Genomic DNA, 23,231 nt, shown 5'->3' on the forward strand with positions numbered 1-23,231 from the left:
AAGCAAGGCTTAGAAAGGATGAGGTAAAAGAGAGCATTTTCCTGGTTTTTGATTTTCTGCCTCAGACCTACCCTGACGGTTTTTAGTTTTTCTCTCGAAAAGGGATATTTATTTTTTGGAGTGGTAAAGCCGCAGAAGGTTCAGGACTGTTTTTGATCGCCCCTATTTTTAAAGATCAGTTAAATGCATATTTACCTTGATTTTGCTAGTTATATTATTTATGTTATAAAGCTGCAATTATATCAATCAACATCAGGGCTTCAAGCATTAAAATTGGATAACAATTGAGGGTTTTAATCCCTGGGCTCTGAGATTAATAGAAGGAAAAGTTATGAACCATCTTTATCTTGCAGGACATCTCGGAGCAGATCCAGACTCACGTTTTACTCCTGGTGGGCAAAAAGTGACCACTTTGCGTATTGCCACAAATTCTTACCAGAACGGGCAAGACGTCACCACTTGGTGGAGAGTGACATGTTGGGGAGATAAGTTTGATAAAATTCTCCCCCATCTAAAAAAAGGAAGTGCGGTCATTGTCACAGGCGAAATGAAAAAGCCTGAAATTTACACAGATAAGGAAGGCCGTCCCCAAATTGCTTTGGAAGTCACCGCTGAAAGCATTCGCTTTAGCCCTTTTGGAAAATCTGAGAGAGGAGAGAGAGAAAGTGGAAGCCAGCAAGGGGGATTTGCTCCTAAACAACAAAGTCGGCCTGATTTTGGCGAACAGACATTCCAGCCAAGCGGGGCAGGAGCTTATGGGCATAATGCTTCTTATGAAAGTTTTGAAGATGAAGACTCCAAGCTTCCTTTCTAAGAGGGGGCTTGTTCCCAATCCCATAAAGTAGGCTGCCAATATCCGTCTGACAGTTTTTCTAAAGAAATTCCTATCAGACGGAGTGGCGTCTCCTTTATATGAATTTTTAAGAAAAAATCACGCGCTTCTTCCCAAATTGTTTGCTCATCTTGCGTGTGGCTAAACAGCAAGCGGGAACGGGTAATGGTGCGAAAATCGCTATAGCGCAACTTGAGAGAAAAGCCACGCGTTCTGGTTTGATGCTTCTTTAATCGTCTGCACACTTTTTGGACGAGCTCTAATAAGACCTCGAGCAAGATAGCTGAATCTGTGAGATCCGTTTCAAAAGTTGTCTCCGCTCCAATAGATTTGGGGAAATACTCTTCTCCATCTACCGGCCTTTTATCAATCCCCTGCGCAGCTAGATAAAAATAGTAGCCACGCGTTCCATAACGATCGATTAAGGTCTCTAAACCCATTTCTTGCAGATCGGCAATCGTATAAATATGATCCTCGAGCAAGGATTTTTCTGTTTTAGAGCCAATGCCAGGGATAGCTCCAATCGGGAGCGTGGCAAGGAAGGCGGCTTCTTCTCCGGCTGGAATTTCATAAAGGCCGTTTGGTTTAGCCCGTGAAGAGGCAACTTTAGCTATCAATTTATTGCTGGCAATGCCTATAGAGCATGTTAAGCCGGTGCGTTGCAAGACCGCTTCTTTAAGAGCCCTACCGTACTGCTTCGAGGACAGGGTGGGATCGTTTTTCAAAAATGATACATCTAGATAAGCCTCATCGATACTCACCATTTCTAAAAGGGGGGAGTATTCGGAAAAAATCTTCATCACTTTGGAAGAATACTCCCGATAAAGGGTGTAGTCTCCTTCTAAAAAGATAGCATGGGGACACTTTCTTTTTGCTTCAAAAAGTGACATGGCAGAGTGCACCCCATAGGTTCGCGCCTCATAAGAGCAGGTTGAAACGACGCCTCGCTTATCCGGAGAGCCTCCTACAATCACGGGCTTACCTTTCAAAGAAGGATTGCGCAGGATTTCAATGGAGGCAAAAAATGCATCCATATCGATATGAAAAATAATGCGAGGATTCATGCGACTATTTTTGCAAGGAGAGGGGTAAACCTCAAGAGAAATGTCAAGCGAGGTTGATAGAAAGCAGAATGCTTGGGGCAAAATTCTGGCATTCTTTTTGAATAGGTTAAGGTACAAGTAAAGGATGCCCTTTTTCCACTCAGGTTAAAGCATGGCATCTCTTTAACTTCTAGATTCTTAAAAAATTTAAGGTCGGAGGTAAAACATGAGCGAGAAAAAAATGAGAGGTGAAAAAGGGGATAAAGCAGCCAAAGAGCCCTTTGAAGAAAAAGGCTCTGTTGCGCCCGAAAAAAAAGAGGAGCCCTCGATTTCAGAAACGCGCCAAATTCAACGTGGGTTAAAAATCCAAACTGCTGAAGGATGGAAAAGAGAAAGGCGCAAAGAAAAAATGCCCGCTAAAAAAGGGTAGCCTGGAAGGGAAGGGTCGAGTATGATGAGGCAAAGCTTGTGATGAAGGAGCTTAAAATTGCGCATTGTGATAATTGTTCAAGCACGCATGGGATCGACTCGATTGCCCGGAAAAGTTTTGAGACCTGTATTAGGGCAGCCCTTATTAGGCTATTTGATTGAGCGTTTAAAAGCTGTTTCTCGAGCGGATGATCTGGTGGTAGCCACCAGCACTCAAGCTGCTGATCAAGCGATTGTAGAGTTTTGCCAAATGGCAAAAGTTCCCGTGGTGCGAGGAAGCGAAGCAAATGTCTTAAGTCGGTATGTCCAAGCTGGTCAATTTGCCCAAGCGGAGGCTGTGGTGCGTATCACGGCGGATTGCCCTATGATAGATCCCCAAATTGTGGATCAGCTGATTACTTTTTATCGAGAGCATGCCGATCAATACGATTACGTGACAAATGCTTTGACACGTACCTTCCCTTACGGGATGGAGGTGGAAGTCTTTTCCTTTAAGCAATTAGAAAAAGCGGCTTCTTTAAATCCAAGCTTGGTCGAACAAGAGCATGTCACCCCTGTCTTTTATTTTCATCAAGAGCGTTATCAGATATTTAATGTAAGCTTTGAGAAAGACCTTTCTCGCTATCGGTTAACCGTCGATACTCCTGAAGATTTTCAATTAGTCCAACGAGTGATTGAAGCCCTTTACCCAGCTAACCGGTTGTTTTCTTTAAAGGATATCCTTTTACTTCTTCAGCAACATCCAGAATGGTTGCTTCTCAATGCTCAAATCCAGCAAAAAAGTGTGAAAAAAGATGAAGCAAATAGAAAGAATTCGATTTGAGTGTGTCCTACCCTCCAATGAAAATCAGGCGCGCCTAGTGATGCAATGGCGGAATGATCCTGTCACGCGCCACATGTCTTTTAACCAAGAAATGAAGAAGTGGGGTGATTTCTTACAAGAGTTTCAAGACCGCTATTTTGTTTGTCCAGAGCTTCCTTCTCTCTTTATCCTTGTGGAGGGAGTGCGCGCTGGATTGTTATCTTTTCATCCTATTTCTCACCCGCAGGGTAAAGCGTTATCTTGTTGCGAGATATCCATCCAGATTGCCCCTGAATATCGGGGAAAAGGTGTGGGTTCCCAAGCGCTTATAGCTATTCATCCGTGGATTTTGCAGCAAGGATTTCAAACGGTTTATGCGGCGGTCAAAGAGGAAAATTTGGCGTCTCAGAAAATGTTTTTAAAAGCAGGATATCATCCAATAGGACATTCAGAAAAGATTTTGCATGATTCCCCAATGAGTGTCCCCATTATTCACTATTTAATAGAGCTTTCAACTGCTTCAGCTAGCTCTCAAGTATTCATCATCGCTGAAGCGGGGTCGAATTGGCGCTTAGGCTCTCCTGGCAAGGATTTGCAAATGGGAAAAGCGCTGATTGCTGCTGCTGCCGAAGCGGGAGCTGATGCCGTAAAATTTCAAACCTATCGGGCAAAAAATTTGTACGTAAAAAATGCGGGTCAAATTGGTTATTTAGAGGGTTCAGGCTTTAAAGAAGACGTGTATTCTCTTTTAGAGAATTTCGAGATGCCTTATGAAATGCTAGAGGAATTAGCTCAGGAATGTAAGAAATGGGGAATCGAATTGATGTCGACCCCTTTTTCAAAACAAGATTTTCTTTCGATAGATCCTTTTGTGAAACGGCATAAAATCGCCTCTTATGAGCTAAATCACGTGCGATTATTAGAGTTAGCTGCTCAATCTGGTAAACCGCTTATCCTTTCTACCGGAGCCGCTACAGAAGCAGAAATCGAGTGGGCGGTGAGCACTTATCAGGCTTATGGAGGGCAAGATTTAACTCTTTTGCAATGTACGGCAGCTTACCCAGCGCCTTCGGAAAGTTTAAATTTGCAGGCAATTGCTTGGATGAGGAGCCGTTTCAAAGTACCTACAGGATTATCAGACCATAGTTTACACCCTTATTACGCGCCTATAGCTGCTGCCTCTTTAGGAGCCACTGTGATAGAAAAACATTTTACGCTCGATCGGCACTTGCCCGGCCCCGATCACGCTTACGCTATCTTGCCGCAAGAGCTGAAGGAAATGGTTAAAGCCGTGCGCGAAATAGAAAAAATGCGAGGGACAGGGTTTAAAATTGAAAACCCTGTAGAAACTGAGCTGCGCACCTTCGCGCGGCGTGGGTTGCAAGCAATTGTTCCTATTGCCAAAGGAGATCTCTTTGAAGAAGGGAAAAATGTCGAAATCCTTCGTCCAGGCAATCAAAGACCAGGCATTCATCCTAAGTTTATCACTCAATTGAGCGGAAAAAAAGCCACTCGTCCCATTTCAGTAGGGGAAGGCATTCAATATGGGGATTGGGAATGACAACATTAAAGGTGCTTTTAGTGGATTTAGATGGCACTTTAGCAGATAGCTTGCCTTACTTATATGATTTTTATCAGACCTTCTTGGCGCGCTACGGCATCAAGGGGTCTCAAGCAGAATTTCAAAGCCTTAACGGCCCCACCCTTGCGGAAGTGGTGCAGGCTTTAAAACACACCTATGCTTTAAAGGAACCCACGGAAGAATTAATTGAGCTTTACGAGCAAAGAGTGAGACAAGGCTATGCAGAAGAAATAGGGATTGCTCCCTATGCGAAGGAAACGTTACTGAATTTAAGAAAGCAAGGGGTGCGTTTAGGGTTAGTAACCTCCGCCAAAAGAGAATTCGCTCAGGCTTTTTTGCAGTCGCAGGGAATAGAGAATTGGTTTGCGTTTATTTGTGCGGGAGATCACCTTGTAAAGGGGAAGCCAGACCCTGAGATCTATGAAAAAGCTTGTGATCTCGCCGCTTGTGAAAAGCAACAAATTTGCGCCATAGAGGACTCAACAAATGGAGTAAAAGCCGCCATGGCGGCAGGCTTGTCAGTGATTCAAATTGATCTCCACCAAGCAAATCCGCGTATAGCTGGCAATTGGGAAGAGATCTACCAACTTTTAAAAAAACAGTATGAATTACCATTTAACACGGCTTAGCGCCCAGCATACAATTGAAATGGATCCCTCTTCCTTGGAAAGCTCGTTGTCTCAAGAAATTAGGCATGCGATTGATCAAGAGTGGGAGAGGGAAAGCCATATTCGGCCTATTTTCAATGGGAAAATTTTCAATGTGCTCGCTTGTAATCAGCGCACCTTAAGAGGGCAGTTTGTTGAATATAAAACTTACCTAGCTAAATTAAGGAACTCCGCTCTCAGCCCGTTTTTGCCTCTTCGAATTCTGGGAGTCACGGGAATCACAGAATGGAGAAATAAAATCTTAATCGGAAAGCGCTCTAAAAATGTGACTTTATACCCGGGTCATTACGAATTTGCGCCTGCAGGAGGAATAGGCTTAGAGGCTTTAAGGGGCAATCAGCTAGATCTAAAAAAGCAAATTTTATTAGAGCTGGAGGAAGAAGTGGGGATAGGCGCGCATTCAGTGGATGGAATAAATCCTTGGATCCTGGCGCACAATGAAGAGGGAGGAGACTATCAGATTTACCTAAAAATTAAACTCAAGGCCGAATCTTCTTTTGCCGAAATATCCCCTAATCCTGAGTATGCTTCCTGTCAGTGGGTGGAAAAAGATCAGCTAAGGGCTTTCTTTTTAAAGGAGGCTTGTCCTGTCGTTCCTCTCACCTACACCTTACTTCAACAGATTTAGCCACCAAAAAAAAGGGCTTTCCGCTATACTTCTTCTTTTTGTTGGCAAAAGGTCAGGTAATGAAATACAACAATTTTCAAGCGTTTGAAAAACATGTACGCCATTCTGCTCCTCAACATTTTTCTCCGATTTATTTGGTGATTACGGCCGATGATTTTGAACGGCAGAAAGCTGAAAACCTTTTGCGCAAAGAAATTCTAGGGAAGCAAAACACTGCGGCTGCTTTTATTCAAAGAGAAGCTGAGTCTTTAGCCATACAAGCATTAAAAGAAGAGCTCAACTCGGCCGATATGTTTGCTCCCCGCCGGATTGTGTTACTGCAACATTTAGAGGCTTTAAAAAAGCCTCAACGTGAATACTTGGAGGAATATTGCCTCCATCCTTCCTCACGTCTTTACTTAATTTGTTCAGCGGCAAGTTTTAATCGCGCCACCCAGCTGTACAAAAAAATGGAAAAAGCGGGTGTGATTTTAGATGTAGAAGAAAAAAAGCCGTGGGAGCTTGAAAAGCACTTGATCGAGGAGATAGTGACCAGTGCTCGCTTAGAAGGTAAAGCGATGGATGGCCAGGTTGCTCAGCTACTCATCAAGCAAGTTGGAATGAACCGTGCTCTACTACATCAGGAGCTTGAGAAGCTCTGCTGCTATGTGGGAAGCCGCTCAAATATCACTTCTCAGGACATCCAAGCGATTTGCGCAAGTGTGCCATCTGAAACCATCTGGCAGCTGGGAGATGCGATTTTTCAACGCGATATCAAAAGCGTCATTCGAATAGGTTTAGCCTTACTCGATGAAGGGACCCCATTTTTGATTTTGCTGCGTCAAATTCGTTCGCAATTTCAGACAAAGTACCAATTATGCTCGATGCATGCGTCAGGGGGGAATCTCGCCGATATTGCCGCTCAGTTTCCTTATATGAAAGGGGCTATTTTAGAAAAAAACCTCCAAATGGCCCGCACTTATGGCTTAGAGCGCTTCAAAAAAGGAATGATGCTCATCGATGAGACTGAGCTGCTTGCTAAAAATAGCGGCGCTGATTCTGCTTGCTTAGCAGAAAGGCTCTTGATTAAATTAACTTGCTAAAGAAGCGATCACTTAGATCGATACACCACAATGCTACGGATGGGCTTACGCCATTAAAAGCATTAACTTCAGCTTATCAATGGAAAGGGATTGTTTGGCGAAGCAAACACCAAGTGAGCGCTTGGTATTACCATCGTCACAAGCAAAGGAGAATTCGTGCTTAATTGGCCCTGTAGTATTAATTCTCTGTTTCATCATACAATTATTTTTATAAGGAATTATGTTAGGCTTAAGAAGGGCTAGCTGATCAAATATATAGAAACCTTTCATGGCACGATGCCAACAGCATTATGGCTTTTTTGTAATTGAGAGAGCAGCAAAGCATTCTTATGTTCTAAGTTTTGTACATTTTGCAAGCTTAATCCTTGCGCTTCTAATTGCTGGGGAATTTTCCATAAAAGGTGGAGCCTTCCTTCTCTAATTTCCCAAGTACATAGCTTCTTCAACCTTTCTAGAAATAGATCCTTCAAAATTCTTAATTCGCTATGGATCCACCCAATCCTAAGTAATGAGGTGAGGTGAAGTTTTCTTTGCAAAATCCCAAATGTCTAACCAACCATCTTTTGTGCATATAGCAATTTTTCGTTCGTCGTAATAAGCTCCAGCTAAGTTAAATGCAAAATCTGGAAAATTCTCGGGCCTATTGGGATACACGGATCCAAACGTTTTCGACTGGACAGAAGTATTGACAAGTGTAAGAGTTCCGAATACTTCCGGTACTGCTACAAAATGCTCCTTTTCTAGGAAAAGAAGCCGAACAGCGCTCTCTGCACAGTTATTTTCAACAGCGCCTAGGCCTGTATCCGGGTTATATAAAATGATACAACCAGAATTAAATCCTATAGCAAGTAATTCACCATTATACTCTGAGGCAGTTATAATTTTTCTTTCGCTCCCAAAAACTTTATCTAAATAAATAGGTTGCAATTGACCTGCAAATATTATTTTCCCAGTAGAGGCGCTCCACACCTTGCAATCGCGTCGAACCCCATCCTCACTTAAAGCAATCACCCGTTTTTTATCAAAACGTACAAGATGGTCAGCTAAAGAAAACGAAATATCGCCTTCTAACTTGGTAAAAGGAGGGGATTGGGATAAGCCATCTTCCAAATCATGATTAAAAAAATAGAAAGATCCATCCAAGCATTGGATAAACGCCTGATTATTGCGATAAATAAGAGTTTGAATAGAGGAAGATAAGGAAAGGGATTCATAGCACGTCGCTCCTGTTTCGACGTTCACAATCCTAAACTTTTTGCGTTGCGGCAGGATGAGTAGTAAAAAATTTTGGTCAAAATAAGCTTCGTCAAAATCCTTTAAGCAAGCGATAGGTTGAGACGCCCGTTTTTCCATAACATTCCAACGGTAGAGATGCCCCTCGCGGGTTAGCTGCATAATATGCTCGTCATAGCAGTGCACTAAGAGGGAGGTTTCATCGTCTTTATTATTGAAAGCTAACTGAACTGTATTTTTTCCAAGATGGTATATTTGAGCTGAACCTTGAGTAATTTTTGCAAAGACAAATTTCTTTCCAACTTTTAAATCATACGTTTCAGTTGGGACAAATTCAGGCAATTTATAAGTTGTGTGTGTATAAGCATCTTTCAACAATTCACGTTTGTTGTGTTGAACTTTTTTGCTAATTTCGTATCTTTTCTTAAAAATACTTTTCCAATTGTTTCCAAACTTTGTTTTTTCTGAATAGCTTATTTTTTTCCAATGCCGATGAAAAAGCCCTTTCCATACCGAAGGATTTTCCACTAACTCTTTCCAACTCCTACTTACTAAGGCAGCGATTGCAAGGTTCTTTGGTTCAAGCGGTTTCAAACATTCGGCTTTCACTTCATTTGGTAAAGATGAGAAAAATGTGTTTAAGCTTATTGTCATAATTTTCTTCCTTTTCGCAAAACTCAAAAAATTATAAATAATTTTAACATATTTTTCGAGCAAGTTTTAGAAATATTTAAAAATGACAGATTTTGTAACTCCCCACGCCCATTTATGCCGACACGGCCAATTTTTATCTTTCAACCTCTCAATTGTTTTATTTTTAGGGGGCTAGGCCCATGATATCAACAGATACAGCCATTTTTCAACATTTTTGGCTGTCGCTGCGTTAAGAAAATAAAATTTTTTCTACTTTTCATATTTAACATGGAAAACTTGCTTGGGTGAAATTAAATCCTTGGATAAAGGAGTTTCCAGAAGTTCTCTAAACAAGCGCAACGGCCTTACATCCAGATGATAAAAGGCGCGATAATGCTTAAAACATTTCATGCGCCTATTCTCCTTGCTAAAGAAGCGGTATAGGTAAAGGAACTTTTGACTGATAGGAGTGGGGCATTAAATAAAATAGACTAGAGGTACAGCGATGAAGGAACTTGGAGATAGGTAGGGTTTTTGTTCCAAGTGTACAAGTTATAAACTAGGAGAGGTGGTGCTCGCTTAATTTTAGAAAGGAAGAGCCTATGATGATTTTTTTTAATTACTTCTCCAATTTCTCGATAAAAACCCCATTTGTTTCTGTAGCGAAATTTAAATTAACCTTAAGCATGCACAGGGAGGACAAAATTATGCTCGATGCATGCGTCAGGGGGGAATCTCGCAGATATTGCTGCTCAGTTTCCTTATATGAAAGGGGCTATTTTAAAAAAAAACCTCCAAATGGCCCGCGCTTATGGCTTAGAGCGTTTCAAAAAAGGAATGATGCTCATCGATGAGACTGAGCTGCTTGCTAAAAATAGCGGAGCTGATTCTGCTTGCTTAGCAGAAAGGCTCTTGATTAAATTAACGTGTTAAAGAAAGCGATCCCTTAGATCAATACAGCACAATGCTACGGATGGGCTTACGCCATTAAGGACATTAGCCTCTGCTTATTCAAAGGAGCTCACCCAAACCCATCAATTTGGCTTTCTATGGGTTATAGGCCTGGCGGGCTTGTTAAGCATTAACCCATGAGAAAGCTTTCTTTCCAACTCTGCGTTTGATAAATTCCAATCGTTGAAATTAAACTGACGTCATTCAAAAAAGTTCCGAGTGAGAACCAAACCTTGTTAAAAATAAAATGCCACCTTCTATTTTATAGATAAGCAGAATATCATTTCTGACATGGCATTCCCTGTAAGTTGCCCAATTGCCCGTCAAATTGTGATCCCGCTATTTCGAAGGCAATGGTTTCTTTTTTACTAATAAACCCATAATTTCGTGAAGTTCAAGAAGAACATCCTTTTGGTGTTTATATTTCTTTAAATCATTTGTTGTTGAATGGGTTAATTCGATTTTAAACGTTAGGATCTATCCCAACAGTCTGCCAAAATTTTTCTATAGAATTACACTGCGTAAGACTTTTTCTTTTATCGACATCACTCATTGCTTTTTGCGTCTCAGCATTGGGTTCAGCATGAGGAATATTTGGCCTAACATACGACATAATAAACTCGCTGATGGTCATTTTTTTCTTAGTGGCGAGCATTTTAATATAGGTCCTCTCATCCTCGGAAACATTGATGGTGACTTTTACTCTATGTGAGTGCGAATGGGAAGCCATATCCTCCTCCTTTGGTTCATTAATTTTATTATTTCAACAACACTATGTATAGGCAAGCCTAAAATTAGGAAAATAGGCATCTAGGTTCATAAGCTGCTTCATAATAACTCATCCACTGGAATTGCGCTTATATAAGGAGAGCTTTATACGTTACTCTGAGACATTTAGCCTTAGGAATAGCTCTCCCTATAAGCGCAATTCCAGTAGGTGAGTTATTCATAAACTTTGGTGACATATTATTTGCATTATATCCTTAGGTTGACTAAACTTTTGTCGAATTAAAATATTTAAAGTGGACAAATGTATGTCTCCTGCTTTGCTTCTTTTGCCTAACCTGCTTGGGGAACTTCCTCAACATCAACTGTTCTTACCAGTCAGCGTAGATCAAGCAGTGGAAACTATCGATGGATTAATTGCAGAAAGCGAAAAAGCAGGAAGACGTTATCTAGGGCGATTCCAAACGAAACGGCCGGCTCGCGAAATTCCGATTGCACTTTTAAATAAGAATACTCCTGCCGAAGACTGCGATTTCCTTTTAGAGCCTATACGAAAAGGGGAGCGTTGGGGCCTTGTTTCTGATGCTGGGCTTCCTTGTATTGCTGATCCCGGTTATCTCTTAGTTCGAAGGGCCCGTCAATTAGGGATTTCGATTCAAACTTTTACAGGGCCATCAGCTTTTGTGATCGCTTTGATGCTTTCTGGGCTTCCAGGGCAGTCTTTTACTTTTCATGGCTATGTTCCCAAAGAGCCAGGGGATAGAGAAAAAAAAGTGAAAGAATTTGAAAATTTATCTATTCGTACCCATGCAACGCAGATTTTCATGGACGCGCCCCATCGTAACCAACATACTTTGGAAACGTTGCTAACTGCTATGCAAGAGACCACTCTTCTTTGTGTCGCTTGGGATTTAACTCTTCCGAGCCAAGGGGTTTTAACCCAGCCGGTGCGGAGTTGGAAAAAGATGCCTTTGCCCAATCTTGTTAAAAAAAATGTCGTTTTTTTGTTGCACGGGAATGCCTAAGTTGTTAATGAATCCTTTTAGCAAATAAGGATATTTTGGCCTTTCAGGCTGCATATAAGAAAATAAGTTTGTGTTAATAAAATTTTTACAGACGAAGTGTTTTTCAATCCTAAGCCCTTGGGAATAAGTTATATGGCTTAGGAAAAATTGCTTGAAAAAAACCAATTGCTCCTATATGAATAGGAGAGCAAGGCCAGACTTCATGAAAAAAACAGGCGATCGCCAGCAGAGCGATAGCTTTATTTTGAAACATAAAGAGAAAGAAATGAGACATATCAAAAGCGAACGACTTAAAAAACTCGAAGCAGAGCTTAGCGACCTTGAGCAGTGGCTTAAGCTCGGCTTGGTTCCTAAAAAAGACGTTGAAAAACATAAAGAAGAAATTGAAAACGTAAAGATCAAGCTTGAAGAAGAAAAAGAGCGTTTGCAATTTCTCAAAGAAAGTGGGGAAAGTGAGGAATATATTACTCCTAAACGTCCCCTGAACCGTGGAGCTTATACAGACATGCCTACCATTCCGGATATCGATATGGGGGATACAGCTGCAGGTTTGAATGACACAGGGTTTGATATGGAAACAGAAGCTAGCGAAGTGGAAAGTTCTGTGATTGAAGAAAGGGATGAGACAGAGCTTACTGAGGACAACCAGGAAGATGATGATCGAGGAAGCGCAGCAGAATTTGATGAGGATGATGAATCCTATTTTAGCGACCGGAATCGTTGGAAAAGAGGTGGCATCATTGATCCCGATGCAGACGACTGGTGATTAAACCCCGATCTTTTATTGGAGAGCCAAGCTCTCCTCGCCCTTGATTTTAAGCATGCCCATCCAAAAAAAACAGATTAGCCTCTATTTTCATATTCCTTTTTGTTCTCAAAAATGCGATTATTGCCACTTTTACGTTTTACCGGATAAAGATCTTTTTAAACAGCAGTTGATGGAAGGACTCGAGCTGGAATGGAAAAAGATTTTACCTCTTCTTTCTGACGCTCACCTTGTATCCATTTATTTTGGAGGGGGCACTCCTTCTCTCTTAGGGGTCGAATCACTGGCAAAGATTCTGTCATGGATAGAAAAAGAAGGCTTATTAAATCCAGAGGCAGAAATCACGCTAGAAGCAAACCCTGAAAATGTCAATCTGCCCCTTATGAAAGGATACGCTCGGGCGGGAATTAATCGCCTTAGCTTAGGAATTCAAACTTTTGATCCCGAATTACTAAAGATCCTGCGACGCACCCATACGACAGAAAAGGCCCTCAGGGCTGTTGAAGAAGTTTCAGAGGCTGGCATTAAAAATATTTCAGTCGATCTGATGTACGATATTCCCTACCAGACTTTTGACCAATGGGCGCAAACTTTGCAACAAGCCGTGCAGCTTCCCATTACTCACCTTTCTTTTTATAACTTGACGATTGAGCCTCATACGAGTTTTTATAAACGGCGAGCGCAGCTTCGCAAAGCGCTTCCCGATCCTGAAACCAGTTTGGCTATGCTAACGCATGGCATAGAGTATCTTAGCTCGCATGGGTTGCAGCGGTATGAAATTTCAGCCTTCGCGCGACAATCTTGCTATTCCAGACATAATTTAGGATATTGGACAGCCCGCCCCTTTTTAGGTTTAGGACCCTCTGCCTTTAGCTATTGGGAAAAGGAGCGTTTTAGAAACATTGCGCATCTTGGAAAATATTTAGAATATTTACGAAAGAATGAATCTCCTATCGATTTTCGAGAAAAGCTTAAATATCAAGAACATTTGCAAGAACTGCTTGCTGTAGAGCTGCGCTTAATGAAAGGGGTCAATTTGGCAGAATTTCAAAGCCGGCATGGGAATATCACCCACGTCATGCTTGAGACCTTGCAGGACTTGGTCGAATCCGAATTGCTTCAGAAGCATGGTGACATATTCACTCTTACCGAAAAAGGGAAAAATTTTTACGATACAGTGGCTTCCGAATTAGTGGGAAGTGAGGACTAAACCGGCCGGTTAAAAGGCGATAAGGGTCGCTAGGAGTGTCATGCAGTTTTTTGCGCACAGTAAAAAGCTTTTCTAGTTATACGCTTAGTGCCGTTCCCGGCCTCTTGCCAAAGTTTTTAAACGGCTGCCTAATTTCTCTATAAAATTGCCCCTAGATCGCTTTAAATTGTTCACTTGCTAAATGGTGACTGGCATAACAAGTTATTTAAACTTTTCCTAAAGACCGATCGATTGAGGCTTTAAAAGGGATATTCAGGCAAAGCTTCCTGGTCAGCGATCCATAAGGCTTTATGGGCGGGGGTTCCAATGCGCTGAGCAGGCAGATGATCGGGATTATAAGGGGAGGTCAAGATGTGTTTAAGCATTTCTTTTTTTCCTTTTCCTAAAACGTAAACTGCGATTTCTGAAGCGCTATTAATGCAATCAAAGGTAAGGGTCATGCGCCAGGTATTTTTTTGAGGAACAAAATTGGCCACAACTAAGCGATCGGTGGCATGAAGCGCGTGTGTTTTCGGAAATAGGGAGGCTGTATGCCCATCTTCCCCCATTCCTAGCATAAGCAAATCAAAAGAATGATTGGGCACCTCTTTTTCGATCAGTTTTTCATAAGCTAAGGCATTTTGCTCGATATTTTCTTCCGCCCGCATGCGGAAAACATGCTCCGCTTTCAGCGGAAGAGTGCTAAAGCCTGCTTGCATGGCCATATGGTAGTTGCTTTCAAGGCTAGAAGGAGGCACGGCGCGCTCATCGCTCCAAAAAAGTTTGACCTGCTCCCACCGCACTCTTGGCCGATTTTCAGGCGCACTTAAACGTTTAAATAAAGCGGTTGGGGTTGAGCCCCCCGATAAAGCGACATGAAAAAAGCCTCTCTTTTTGATCGCATTCTCAGCAAGTGCAATGAAATGCTCTGTACAAAAATCGAGAGTTTGAGTGGAGTTGCCAGGGATGATGATATCGCGTCGTTCATCAAATCCTAAAACATCTTTTTTCCAAAAATAATCAGCCATGTATTCCTCTTAATCAGGGGTATTTTAGCGGGTTTGAGAAAGCATTAAAGGCATATTGTAGTAATGTTCACTTGTAGCGTAATGAAAGGCTTCCTTAATGAAATTAAACCCTCCTTGTAAGTTGGGTGGAGATAAGGTAAAGGGAAGCTCACATTTTTCAAGGGCCGCCATCCGAACATCCACTTGCTAAATCAAGCGCCATTTTCTACCCTCTCTCTCAATAAGAAGGTCTGCTTCTTGGGGCCCCCACGTTCCGGCTTCATAATGGGGGAAAGGGTCATTGTCCTGTGTGTGCCATTGCTCTAAAATAGGAGTAAAAAGGCGCCACGAGGCTAGAACTTCATCTGCTCGAGCAAATAAGGTGTTGTCACCGGCTATGCAGTCACAAATTAAACGTTCGTAAGCTTCCGGTGGGGTAGAGCCAAAGTAGGAACCATAGCGAAAATCCATTTTGACAGGTTGGATTTGGTTATTCAAGCCAGGGATCTTACAATTCATTTTAAGGGAAATCCCTTCATCAGGTTGTATGCGGATGACAAGCACATTCTGGTCGATTTGCTTTCCTTGTCCATTAAACAAAAATCCAGGCGCGCGGTTAAAAGTGATGGCGATTTCTGTGACGCGTTTAGGCAATCTTTTTCCTGCTCTCAGATAAAAAGGGACACCAGCCCAGCGCCAGTTGTCGATAAACAACTCCATAGCCACGTAAGTTTCTACTTTTGAAGTAGGAGAGACGTTGTTTTCTTGTCGATACCCAAGGACTTCTTGTCCATTAATGTAGCCCTTGCCATACTGTCCACGCACAATATAGTGTTTAAAATCTTCCATAGGGAAGGGGCGAACTGCTTCTAAAACCTTCACTTTTTCACTTCGGATAGCTTCCGCTTTAAGGCTTGTGGGGGGCTCCATGGCAACAAGAGAGAGCAATTGCATCATGTGATTTTGCACAATGTCTCGCAACATGCCTGCTTCCTCAAAGAAATGCCCTCGGCTTCCAATTCCAATCTCTTCCGCTACGGTAATCTGGACGTGTTCAATGTGTCGGTTATTCCAGAGGGCCTCAAAAATGGGGTTGGAAAAACGGAAGACTAATAAGTTTTGTACCGTTTCTTTGCCAAGATAGTGATCGATACGGTAAATTTGATTTTCGGATAAGTATTTAGAGATTTCGCGCTGCAGCACAACCGCAGAACTTAAATCATGCCCGAAAGGTTTTTCAATGATCATCCTCGACCACATCCCATTGGGATGATTTTCCTCATAAATGAGCTGGTGCTGACGTAATTTTTCCACAATCACAGGGAAAAAACTCGGTTGCGTGGAAAGGTAAAAAACGCGATTCCCTTTAGTTCCCAATTGCGTATCCAGTGCTTGAAGAAATTCTCTGAGCCGATCATACCCCTGATCATCGTCAAATTCGGCCTGATGGTAAAAAATTTGCTTGCTAAAATTGTCCCACAGGCTTTTATCAACGGGATTGACTCGAGAGTACTTATTGACAGCCTCGAGCATTTCCTCGCGGAATTGCGCATCCGTTTTTTCCCGGCGAGCAAACCCCACGCAGGCAAAATGGGGGGGAAGCTGACCATCACGTGCAAGGTTGTAAAGAGCAGGGAATAATTTACGCGCTGTGAGATCTCCGGTGGCTCCAAAAATAACTAAAATGCAAGGATCTGCCGTTTTAAGGGAACGCGTGGACTCTTCTAAGGGATTTTTAGAGGGCGTTGTCAAAGAAGTATTCATCTCAATTTCACTTATGTTAAATTCAATGGGGTATTCTGTCTCCTTCGGCAGGTTACACGATTCTGATTTCCAAGAGAACAGGATTTTATAGCGAGTGGGATGATTTGCACAGCAAACATGGCTGGCTGCCCCCTATAGTTATTAGGGGACCTAGATTGGTAGGTAAAAATTTCTCATTAGTGGTAAGTTAATGCCAGCTTAGCATAAGCTAGCTTTCTGCGGTATTATGAAGAAATTTTAACAAGCATTGCAGGCATTGTGGATATTAAAAATACACCTGACACCTGGTTAAGCAACGATAGTGTCCTTTTTATAGGCATCCTAAATACTCTTCCAATAAGCTTGAGCTGTTTGGCCTTTTTTTCTGCAGCTTTTTCTTTTCAATTTATTTTGTTCAATCCCATGCCCTTGGATTGTTTGGTAACGAACACCCCAATGGCTGTAAGAATGGTAAGTTCAAGGGAGATAATTTGCTTTCTTAAAGTGGATCGAGCTTTTTTAAAGAAACGACTCTATTCTCTACAATAAAATCTGCCTTGAAAGGGGCGATATAGCTTCACTTTTTTTCATTTAAGCGAAGGGCTTCAGGTTTTTTTTATCTTCCAATCCGATCCCTATTTTTTAAGATTATTTTTTAACCCTTCTCTAAAATTCAGCTGGGTTTGATGCTAAGCTTCTAATTTGTTAAAAATAGCTGTGAATAATTGTTAAGGCTTATAGGGGAGAGGAGGATACCAATTCCTCGGCTGGCAGAATGGATTGCGGCAGCCACTATTTTTTGGAGGCCATCCTTGCTATAATTATTTCATTCAGCAGATCAAGCGAGAGAAGTTGCCAAAAGCTAAATTAGGGCTATTAATAGTTTAAATAGATGGCATTTTTGGCCTAAGGGCTTCTAGAAAAATTTAAATGGCTCTCCATTTTTTTAGAGCTCTTAAGGCTGAGTGCTTGATAATTCTCAAAAACACAAAACTTTATCATCGAAATTAACATGCAAATCTCTATGTAATTTCTATTAAATTTTTTGCTTTGTCATTGACTCTTAATCTTTCTTATAATTATAATATTTTTTCCAATAATTAAAGTAAGATAACTGCAATGCGCATAAATATTAGCTTTTTAGTAAAAGCAGACCAAGTGTCTGACTATATCCCCGGTATAAGTACCGTCACTAATTTGGTTGATTTATTTCAAAAATTTGTGGTGCTTCCATCGAAGCAAAAGGCAAATATTTCAAAAAGCCATTACTATACCTATTTACAGCAAAAAAGCTTTTCTCGCTGTCTTGTATTGCTAATCCCCGTGATAGGAAACATTATTATTGCAGTCGATGATTTTGCTAAGAACAACCCCAGCCATGAAGATGCTAATCTTGCAGTTGCTCAGCCGGCTCCTGTTTCTGCTCCCCAATCTTCTTCAAATTGCCGTTCTCCAGAACCTGCTGAAGGGCTTGCCACGGATATAGGCCGCCATCAAAGCAGGAATTCAAAAAGCGTGGTAGTGGGGAAAAGAGAAGTTAGGGCGAGCAATGCAGTTCAGCAAGACTATTCCCAAGCCATCCTCATGGCAGGTTATTCTGAAGCAACAGTTCGACAAATCGCAGCAGAGGTATTGAGAAAAAGCCCAAAGTAAGTAGCCCATCAGAACAATGGTCTTCTGGTGGGCCTGGCTGCTGTGAACACCGTCTTACAGAATCGCTTATTGCTTTTTATCCCGCTTTGCAAACCAAGTGTGAGCTTAATAGCTCTACGATGAATGCAGACCATATCTCTTTATTGGGCCAACATGCTCAATTGAAAATGAAGCAGACTGTTAACCAATATCATGTAGGGCCATCCTCCAAATTGCCAGAAGCAGAGCTTCACAAAAGGTTAAACGATTTGCGGAAATTGAAGTGTTTGCACTGCATAAAAGTTTTAATTGTCCAAGGGAATAAACTTTTAAAAGAAATAGAAGAAGAGGCTTCTTTACATGGCGTATTTTATTTAGCCACCGCCTATGAATTATATCGCAACCTTAATATCCAAGAAGGTATCTTTGATGGACAGGCATTTAATCAATATCTAGACAAGCTAGAGAACCGCTTAAAAGAAGGAGAGAACTTACTGCATTATTTTGCGGTTCATGAAAATAGAAGCATTTTTATTTATCTTTTTGCTGAAAGGCCAAATATAAAATCTCACCTTAATGTCTTAGCTGGAAAAATAGTTAAAGAAACGCCTCTACATGTGGCTAGTAAGGCAGGGTCTATATCTATCGTAAATTTTTTACTTGAACAGGGAGCAGATGTAAAAAAACTCGATAGCTTACAGAATAATGCTTTGCATCACGCTTGTCAGTCACAAAAAGATTGCGCCGATCTCGTTTACATTCTACTGCGATATGATTCTACACTTATAGAGGCTAAAAATAGCGAAGACCAGACGCCTTTACACTTAGCCGCCTTGACAGGCAATGCAAAGAGTATGGAATACTTGTTAGGACAGCTTGCAGTACAAGCTAAGTTGGGTCATCAAGATAAAGAGGGAAACACTCCTTTGCATTTGGCGGTTATTGGAAAAGGAAGGCCTTCTAAACAGGTGACGGGGGATTATGCCAAAATTATTGTAGCTTTAGTAAAAAAAGGAGCTAACCTACATGCCTTAAATCATAAAAAACAAACGGTCTTAGCCCTTATCTTTGAAAATAAAATTATCACAAAGGCTTTAGTTCGAGCAAATCTAAGTCCACAAATCCTGGTTAGCTTTCTTCAAGATTGTTATCTTTCTCAAGAAACTCTTTCTATTTTCAGAATTAAAGCACAGCAAGATTGGGAGTTTAAAGTTCCTTTAGAAGAAATCTATGTGCGCTTAGGCATGATTGAGCGCAAGGAGAGAAACACTGATGACCAAAGATTGAATAAACATTCCGAGTATTTACAAGATGCTCGCATTCCGACTTATGAAACTATTTTCGAGCTCAAAGAAAAGATTGAAATCGAACAGCTTTTTGAGCATGAATGCCTTAGCAAAGAAGAAACTAAAAGAATTTACGTTCAAGGGACTGCTGGTATTGGTAAGAGTACCCTATGCCACTACATCGCTTATCGGTGGGCAAAAGGGCAACTCTGGCAGGGCCTTTTTACTTATCTTTTTTGGATTCCTTTAAGGAATTTAACTTTGAGGAAATACCCCGATAATAAAAAGTATACTGTGGTTGATCTAATTGCAAAAGAGTATGAAGGAAAAATCCCTCGTAGTGTATTTGAAGCTTGCTTAAATGATGCTACCTTTAGAAAAGAAACTTTACTTATTTTAGATGGTTATGATGAGCTTTCTGCAGATGCCCAAGCAAACACAAGCCTAGCTGCAGCGTTTAAGCAGCTAAAAGAGTTATTTCCCCATATTTTGATCACCTCGAGACCTGGTAGCTGCTCTTTTGAACGTTCCTGTGAGCTAGAGCTTTTAGGCTTTGATAAAGAAGGGGTCATTTGTTATATCGACCGATTTTTCAAACACGTTCAAGCCGAAGAGAAAAAAGAAAAACTCTACCATTTATTAAACACCTCCCCTCAGGTTTTAAGTCTGGCCCAAATTCCGATTAATTTAACCCTTCTTTGTTGTCTCTTTAATGAAGACCCACAGGTTTTTAATAGTGAACAATCCATTACTATGAGTGCGATTTATGCACGCGTAGTTAACTGGATGTACAAGTGGTTTCTCTTGAGAAGGATTGACTTGTGCCAATCTACACAAACCAAGGAGAAAATTCTTGAAGAGAAAAACCTACGCCATAATTCAGAAGTGGCCAAAATTGCCACGGCTTTTGAAGAGATGGCTTTTTTTGCTATGCAAGAAGGCACCCTTTATTTAAGCAAGGAAGCGATCGATGACGTTAGAGGCGATGACATCACCTCTAACGAGCTTACAGATTGCGGGCTTCTTTGTACCCCTAAAGGGGAAGAAAAAGGGTATTTTATACATTTAACTTTTCAAGAGTTTTTAACCGCTTCAAAAGTTGCCAATCAATACCTTAAAGGGAAAAGGCAAGCATGCCGAGAATTTGTACAAAATTACAAGTTTGAACCCCGCTACGCTCTCGTTTTGCGCATGATTGCCGGCAGCCTTTCCCTTGCTACTTCAAGTAATCGTTACTATGCGGATGCGCTCCAGTCTTTTTTTGACGATCTTTTTGCCGCACCACAAGACTTAGCTGTCAGCAGCGAGCTTGCTTTAATTGCTGAGTGTTTTGAAGAGTGCCAAGATCCTACCGTAGTGAAGCAGTACGAAGGCTTTATTGTGCTTGTAAAAGACTATATTAAATACCTCTGTTTAAAAGGCTTAGGATTTAGACAATTACTTAGAAACAAAAATCTTCTTAACCATCCCGAAATAGTGGGTGTTGTTAGAGAATTGCTATCCGACCCAAAGACAAAAAAAAATATGCTAAAACTCTTACTATGCATTGTGAGCACAAGACTAAGCTTAGCCTCAGAAATAGTGGGATTAATCATTGAAGAGCTTAAGGATCCTAAAAAAGCTTCTAAAGCTAAAAGGCTTGCTACCTATGTTTTAAAAAAAGTAGCACGGCAAGGAGTTGAGCTTTCGGAAGAAGCATTAGCGGTTCTCATTCAAACTCTCAAAGAAGGCGATAGAGAGACTAAACATTCTGCTGCCAGTGCCTTAGGAGCAATAGCAATAAAAGGAAGTGAGCTTTCGGAAGAAGCATTAGCGGTTCTCATCCAAGCTCTCAAAGAAGGCGATAGAGAGGCTAAGCATTCTGCTACTAGAGCCCTAATAGCAATAGCAAAAAGAGGAGGTGAGCTTCCGGAAGAAATATTAGCTGTTCTCATCCAAGCTCTCAAAGAAGGCGATAGAGAAACTAAACATTCTGCTGCTAGAGCCGTAATAGCAATAGCAAAAAGAGGAGGCGAGCTTCCTAAAGAAACGCTAGCTGTTCTCATCCAAGTTTTGAAAGAAGGCAATAGGAGGACTAAAGTTTATGCAGCGAGTGCCCTAAAAGCAATAGCAAAACAAGGGTGTAAGTTTCCGGAAGAAATGTTAGCAGCTCTCATTCAAGCCCTGAAAGAAGGCGATGGAGAAACTAGAAGTTCTGCCGCCTGTGTTCTAGAAACAATAGCAAAAAGAGAAGGTAAGCTCCCGGAAGAAGCGTTAGCTGCTCTCATTCAAGCCCTGAAAGAAGGCTATGTAGAAACTAAAAGTTCTGCCGCTTGTGTTCTAGAAAAAATAGCAAAAAGAGAAGGTAAGCTTCCGGAAGAAGCGTTAGCTGCTCTCACCCAAGCTATTAAAGAAGGCAATGAGGAGACTAAATATTTGGCTGCCTGGGTTCTAGGAGCAATAGCAAAAAGAGAAGGTAAGCTTCCGGAAGAAGCATTAGCTGCTCTCATCCAAGCCCTGAAAAAAGGCGATGGAGAAACTAAACGTTCTGCTACTAGATCCCTAATAGCAATAGCAATGCAAGGATGTAAGCTTCCGGAAGAAGCGTTAGCTGCTCTCACCCAAGTTTTGAAAGAAGGCGATAGAGAGACTAAGCATTCTGCTGCCAGTGCCTTAAGAGCAATAGCCGAAAAAGGAGGAGGACTTTCGGAAGAAGCGTTAACTGCTCTCATACAAGTTTTGAAAGAAGGCGATAGAGCTAAACGCTCTGCTGCTAGAGCCGTAATAGCAATAGCAAAAAGAGGAGGTGAACCTTCGAAAGAAGTGCTAGCAGCTCTCATACAAGTTTTGAAAGAAGGCGATAGAGAGGCTAAACGCTCTGCTGCTAGAGCGGTAATAGCAATAGCAAAAAGAGGAAGTGAACCTTTGAAAGAAGTGCTAGCAGCTCTCATCCAAGCTCTCAAAGAAGGCGATGAAGGGGCTAGAGGTTCTGCCGTTTATGCCCTAGGAGAAATAGCAAAACAAGGAGGAGAACCTTCGAAAGAAGTGCTAGCAGCTCTCATCCAAGCTCTCAAAGAAGGCGATGAAGGGGCTAGAGCTTCTGCCGCTTATGCCCTAGGAGAAATAGCAAAACAAGAAGGTGAGCTTCAGAAAGAAGCGTTAGCTGCTCTCATCAAAGTTCTTAAAGAAGGCGATAGAGAGAATAAAATTTATGCTGCTAGTGCTCTAGGAGAAATAGCAAGACAAGGAGGTGAGCTTCAGAAAGAAGCGTTACTAGCTCTCACCCATGCACTTAAAGAGGGCGATGGGATGACTAAATTTTGCGCTAATAGTGCCCTAGAGGAGCTAGCTGAAAAAGGAGACGAGCTTCCAGAAGAAGTGCTAGCCGCCCTCATTCAAGCACACAAAGAAGGCGATAGTACAACTAAAGTTTGGGCTGTCGACACTCTAAAAAAAGTTGATAAAGATGCATTATTAAAGATGAGTAGTAAGGCATTTGCTTTAATCGCTGAAGTTTGTTTCTTTATTGAGTATAACTTTTCAGTGAAAGGCCAGCAACTTCAGGTTTCCGATAAAAGAGCAGTTTGTTTATCCGGGCATACATTAAAGCTTACCTATGAAGAAATAAAGGAACAGCTGCCTCTAGAGCTTGCCGTATGGCGAAAAAGGTTAGATAATCTTAGCGCAACTGAGAATTCTTAAGAACTTATCGATCAATACTAAAAGAAGTTGCTATCATCCCTCTTCGAGCGTGTAGAAAAAATGCCAAGCCTTTTTCTTTTTAGCAACCTTTAAGGGCGTATTACAAAATGGGATAGCCGCTTTTTCCTTATTTAATTCAGTAGATCATGAGAGAGAAGTAGTTTAAAAGATAAGTTATGATAATTAATGGATCAAATAAACGATATTATTGGCCTAAGCCTTTCTAAAAAATATTTAAAAAATAATTTGCTAATTGGTGTTTAGTTTTTTTCCTTTGTCATTGACTCTTAACC

Annotated in this window: 21 protein-coding genes; 13 read left to right on the forward strand and 8 right to left on the reverse strand. The window is 41.4% G+C overall.

Annotation, left to right across the window (positions count from 1 at the left end):
* Positions 1–331: 331 nt before the first annotated feature.
* Positions 332–814: a single-stranded DNA-binding protein gene (ssb, locus tag PARA125_RS04510; RefSeq protein ID WP_213157550.1), complete on the forward strand. Its 483-nt coding sequence runs from the start codon at positions 332–334 to the stop codon at positions 812–814.
* Here the strand turns inward: ssb and dinB are convergent.
* Entirely contained in the window at positions 811–1,896 is a 1,086-nt protein-coding gene (gene dinB, locus PARA125_RS04515; protein WP_213157551.1) for a DNA polymerase IV, read from the reverse strand. The genes ssb and dinB overlap by 4 nt on opposite strands.
* A gap of 205 nt (positions 1,897–2,101) precedes the next feature.
* Between dinB and PARA125_RS04520 the strand changes: the two genes are divergently transcribed.
* The 6 genes from PARA125_RS04520 to holA all read left to right on the forward strand — a co-directional run bounded on the left by PARA125_RS04520 (position 2,102) and on the right by holA (position 7,066).
* Positions 2,102–2,305: a hypothetical protein gene (locus tag PARA125_RS04520; RefSeq protein WP_213157552.1), complete on the forward strand. Its 204-nt coding sequence runs from the start codon at positions 2,102–2,104 to the stop codon at positions 2,303–2,305.
* Between the two features lie 66 nt (positions 2,306–2,371).
* Complete coding sequence (locus PARA125_RS04525; RefSeq protein ID WP_349305687.1) at positions 2,372–3,127, forward strand: cytidylyltransferase domain-containing protein; 756 nt, start codon at positions 2,372–2,374, stop codon at positions 3,125–3,127.
* Positions 3,099–4,667, forward strand: coding sequence for a GNAT family N-acetyltransferase (locus tag PARA125_RS04530; RefSeq protein WP_213157554.1), 1,569 nt, complete (start codon positions 3,099–3,101; stop codon positions 4,665–4,667). Before PARA125_RS04525 ends, PARA125_RS04530 begins: the two co-directional genes overlap by 29 nt.
* Positions 4,664–5,317 carry an HAD family hydrolase gene (locus PARA125_RS04535; RefSeq protein ID WP_213157555.1) on the forward strand — a complete coding sequence of 218 codons (654 nt, stop codon included), beginning with the start codon at positions 4,664–4,666 and terminating at the stop codon, positions 5,315–5,317. The genes PARA125_RS04530 and PARA125_RS04535 overlap by 4 nt, the downstream gene beginning before the upstream one ends.
* Positions 5,292–5,984 carry an NUDIX hydrolase gene (locus PARA125_RS04540; RefSeq protein WP_213157556.1) on the forward strand — a complete coding sequence of 231 codons (693 nt, stop codon included), beginning with the start codon at positions 5,292–5,294 and terminating at the stop codon, positions 5,982–5,984. The genes PARA125_RS04535 and PARA125_RS04540 overlap by 26 nt, the downstream gene beginning before the upstream one ends.
* A gap of 59 nt (positions 5,985–6,043) precedes the next feature.
* Positions 6,044–7,066, forward strand: a complete 1,023-nt coding sequence (holA, locus tag PARA125_RS04545) for a DNA polymerase III subunit delta (protein ID WP_213157557.1) — start codon at positions 6,044–6,046, stop codon at positions 7,064–7,066.
* A 501-nt stretch (positions 7,067–7,567) separates the two neighbouring features.
* Here holA and PARA125_RS04550 read toward each other — a convergent pair.
* Both PARA125_RS04550 and PARA125_RS04555 read right to left on the reverse strand, forming a co-directional pair.
* A complete protein-coding gene (locus tag PARA125_RS04550; RefSeq protein WP_213157558.1) occupies positions 7,568–8,953 on the reverse strand; it encodes an F-box protein in 1,386 nt (461 codons plus the stop codon).
* 249 nt (positions 8,954–9,202) lie between these two features.
* Positions 9,203–9,343 carry a hypothetical protein gene (locus PARA125_RS04555; RefSeq protein WP_213157559.1) on the reverse strand — a complete coding sequence of 47 codons (141 nt, stop codon included), beginning with the start codon at positions 9,341–9,343 and terminating at the stop codon, positions 9,203–9,205.
* 303 nt (positions 9,344–9,646) lie between these two features.
* Here PARA125_RS04555 and PARA125_RS04560 point away from each other — a divergent pair, with 303 nt between their 5' ends.
* Entirely contained in the window at positions 9,647–9,865 is a 219-nt protein-coding gene (locus tag PARA125_RS04560) for a hypothetical protein (RefSeq protein WP_249274200.1), read from the forward strand.
* A gap of 222 nt (positions 9,866–10,087) precedes the next feature.
* Here PARA125_RS04560 and PARA125_RS04565 read toward each other — a convergent pair whose 3' ends face one another.
* Positions 10,088–10,210 carry a type II toxin-antitoxin system YafQ family toxin gene (locus PARA125_RS04565; protein ID WP_249274201.1) on the reverse strand — a complete coding sequence of 41 codons (123 nt, stop codon included), beginning with the start codon at positions 10,208–10,210 and terminating at the stop codon, positions 10,088–10,090.
* A 136-nt stretch (positions 10,211–10,346) separates the two neighbouring features.
* Positions 10,347–10,613, reverse strand: coding sequence for a hypothetical protein (locus PARA125_RS04570; RefSeq protein ID WP_213157560.1), 267 nt, complete (start codon positions 10,611–10,613; stop codon positions 10,347–10,349).
* A gap of 304 nt (positions 10,614–10,917) precedes the next feature.
* Here PARA125_RS04570 and PARA125_RS04575 point away from each other — a divergent pair, with 304 nt between their 5' ends.
* From PARA125_RS04575 to hemW, 3 genes are all read left to right on the forward strand, one after another.
* Positions 10,918–11,634 carry an SAM-dependent methyltransferase gene (locus PARA125_RS04575; protein ID WP_213157561.1) on the forward strand — a complete coding sequence of 239 codons (717 nt, stop codon included), beginning with the start codon at positions 10,918–10,920 and terminating at the stop codon, positions 11,632–11,634.
* Positions 11,635–11,908: 274 nt separating this feature from the next.
* Positions 11,909–12,400, forward strand: a complete 492-nt coding sequence (locus PARA125_RS04580) for a hypothetical protein (protein ID WP_349305688.1) — start codon at positions 11,909–11,911, stop codon at positions 12,398–12,400.
* 55 nt (positions 12,401–12,455) lie between these two features.
* Positions 12,456–13,610 (forward strand): radical SAM family heme chaperone HemW, encoded by a 1,155-nt coding sequence (hemW, locus tag PARA125_RS04585; protein ID WP_213157562.1) that lies wholly within the window; start codon positions 12,456–12,458, stop codon positions 13,608–13,610.
* Between the two features lie 239 nt (positions 13,611–13,849).
* Here hemW and pgl read toward each other — a convergent pair whose 3' ends face one another.
* The 3 genes from pgl to zwf are packed head-to-tail and all read right to left on the reverse strand — an operon-like array spanning position 13,850 to position 16,360.
* Positions 13,850–14,617 carry a 6-phosphogluconolactonase gene (gene pgl, locus PARA125_RS04590; protein ID WP_213157563.1) on the reverse strand — a complete coding sequence of 256 codons (768 nt, stop codon included), beginning with the start codon at positions 14,615–14,617 and terminating at the stop codon, positions 13,850–13,852.
* A 24-nt stretch (positions 14,618–14,641) separates the two neighbouring features.
* Positions 14,642–14,788 carry a hypothetical protein gene (locus tag PARA125_RS04595; protein WP_213157564.1) on the reverse strand — a complete coding sequence of 49 codons (147 nt, stop codon included), beginning with the start codon at positions 14,786–14,788 and terminating at the stop codon, positions 14,642–14,644.
* A gap of 15 nt (positions 14,789–14,803) precedes the next feature.
* Positions 14,804–16,360, reverse strand: a complete 1,557-nt coding sequence (zwf, locus tag PARA125_RS04600; RefSeq protein ID WP_213157565.1) for a glucose-6-phosphate dehydrogenase — start codon at positions 16,358–16,360, stop codon at positions 14,804–14,806.
* A gap of 1,098 nt (positions 16,361–17,458) precedes the next feature.
* On the opposite strand from zwf, the gene PARA125_RS04605 reads away from it, so the two are divergent.
* The gene (locus PARA125_RS04605) at positions 17,459–17,992 is read left to right on the forward strand and encodes a hypothetical protein (protein ID WP_213157566.1); all 534 of its coding nucleotides are present in this window, start codon (positions 17,459–17,461) and stop codon (positions 17,990–17,992) included.
* Positions 17,993–18,111: 119 nt separating this feature from the next.
* On the forward strand, positions 18,112–22,938 hold the full coding sequence (locus PARA125_RS04610) for a HEAT repeat domain-containing protein (RefSeq protein WP_213157567.1): 4,827 nt from the start codon (positions 18,112–18,114) through the stop codon (positions 22,936–22,938).
* The last annotated feature ends 293 nt before the right edge of the window (positions 22,939–23,231 follow it).

Source organism: Parachlamydia sp. AcF125, assembly GCF_018342475.1.
Lineage (GTDB): Bacteria > Chlamydiota > Chlamydiia > Chlamydiales > Parachlamydiaceae > Parachlamydia.

What these genes read in the sequence shown, in the direction of transcription:
- ssb (WP_213157550.1), top strand. Translation starts at nt 332, where the DNA reads ATGAACCATCTTTATCTTGCAGGACATCTCGGAGCAGATCCAGACTCA.
- zwf (WP_213157565.1), bottom strand. Translation starts at nt 16,360, where the DNA reads ATGAATACTTCTTTGACAACGCCCTCTAAAAATCCCTTAGAAGAGTCC.
- PARA125_RS04560 (WP_249274200.1), top strand. Translation starts at nt 9,647, where the DNA reads ATGCATGCGTCAGGGGGGAATCTCGCAGATATTGCTGCTCAGTTTCCT.
- PARA125_RS04570 (WP_213157560.1), bottom strand. Translation starts at nt 10,613, where the DNA reads ATGGCTTCCCATTCGCACTCACATAGAGTAAAAGTCACCATCAATGTT.
- PARA125_RS04610 (WP_213157567.1), top strand. Translation starts at nt 18,112, where the DNA reads ATGAATGCAGACCATATCTCTTTATTGGGCCAACATGCTCAATTGAAA.
- PARA125_RS04520 (WP_213157552.1), top strand. Translation starts at nt 2,102, where the DNA reads ATGAGCGAGAAAAAAATGAGAGGTGAAAAAGGGGATAAAGCAGCCAAA.
- PARA125_RS04605 (WP_213157566.1), top strand. Translation starts at nt 17,459, where the DNA reads ATGCGCATAAATATTAGCTTTTTAGTAAAAGCAGACCAAGTGTCTGAC.
- PARA125_RS04535 (WP_213157555.1), top strand. Translation starts at nt 4,664, where the DNA reads ATGACAACATTAAAGGTGCTTTTAGTGGATTTAGATGGCACTTTAGCA.
- PARA125_RS04540 (WP_213157556.1), top strand. Translation starts at nt 5,292, where the DNA reads ATGAATTACCATTTAACACGGCTTAGCGCCCAGCATACAATTGAAATG.
- PARA125_RS04530 (WP_213157554.1), top strand. Translation starts at nt 3,099, where the DNA reads ATGAAGCAAATAGAAAGAATTCGATTTGAGTGTGTCCTACCCTCCAAT.
- PARA125_RS04550 (WP_213157558.1), bottom strand. Translation starts at nt 8,953, where the DNA reads ATGACAATAAGCTTAAACACATTTTTCTCATCTTTACCAAATGAAGTG.
- pgl (WP_213157563.1), bottom strand. Translation starts at nt 14,617, where the DNA reads ATGGCTGATTATTTTTGGAAAAAAGATGTTTTAGGATTTGATGAACGA.
- dinB (WP_213157551.1), bottom strand. Translation starts at nt 1,896, where the DNA reads ATGAATCCTCGCATTATTTTTCATATCGATATGGATGCATTTTTTGCC.
- holA (WP_213157557.1), top strand. Translation starts at nt 6,044, where the DNA reads ATGAAATACAACAATTTTCAAGCGTTTGAAAAACATGTACGCCATTCT.
- hemW (WP_213157562.1), top strand. Translation starts at nt 12,456, where the DNA reads ATGCCCATCCAAAAAAAACAGATTAGCCTCTATTTTCATATTCCTTTT.
- PARA125_RS04595 (WP_213157564.1), bottom strand. Translation starts at nt 14,788, where the DNA reads ATGGCGGCCCTTGAAAAATGTGAGCTTCCCTTTACCTTATCTCCACCC.
- PARA125_RS04555 (WP_213157559.1), bottom strand. Translation starts at nt 9,343, where the DNA reads ATGAAATGTTTTAAGCATTATCGCGCCTTTTATCATCTGGATGTAAGG.
- PARA125_RS04575 (WP_213157561.1), top strand. Translation starts at nt 10,918, where the DNA reads ATGTCTCCTGCTTTGCTTCTTTTGCCTAACCTGCTTGGGGAACTTCCT.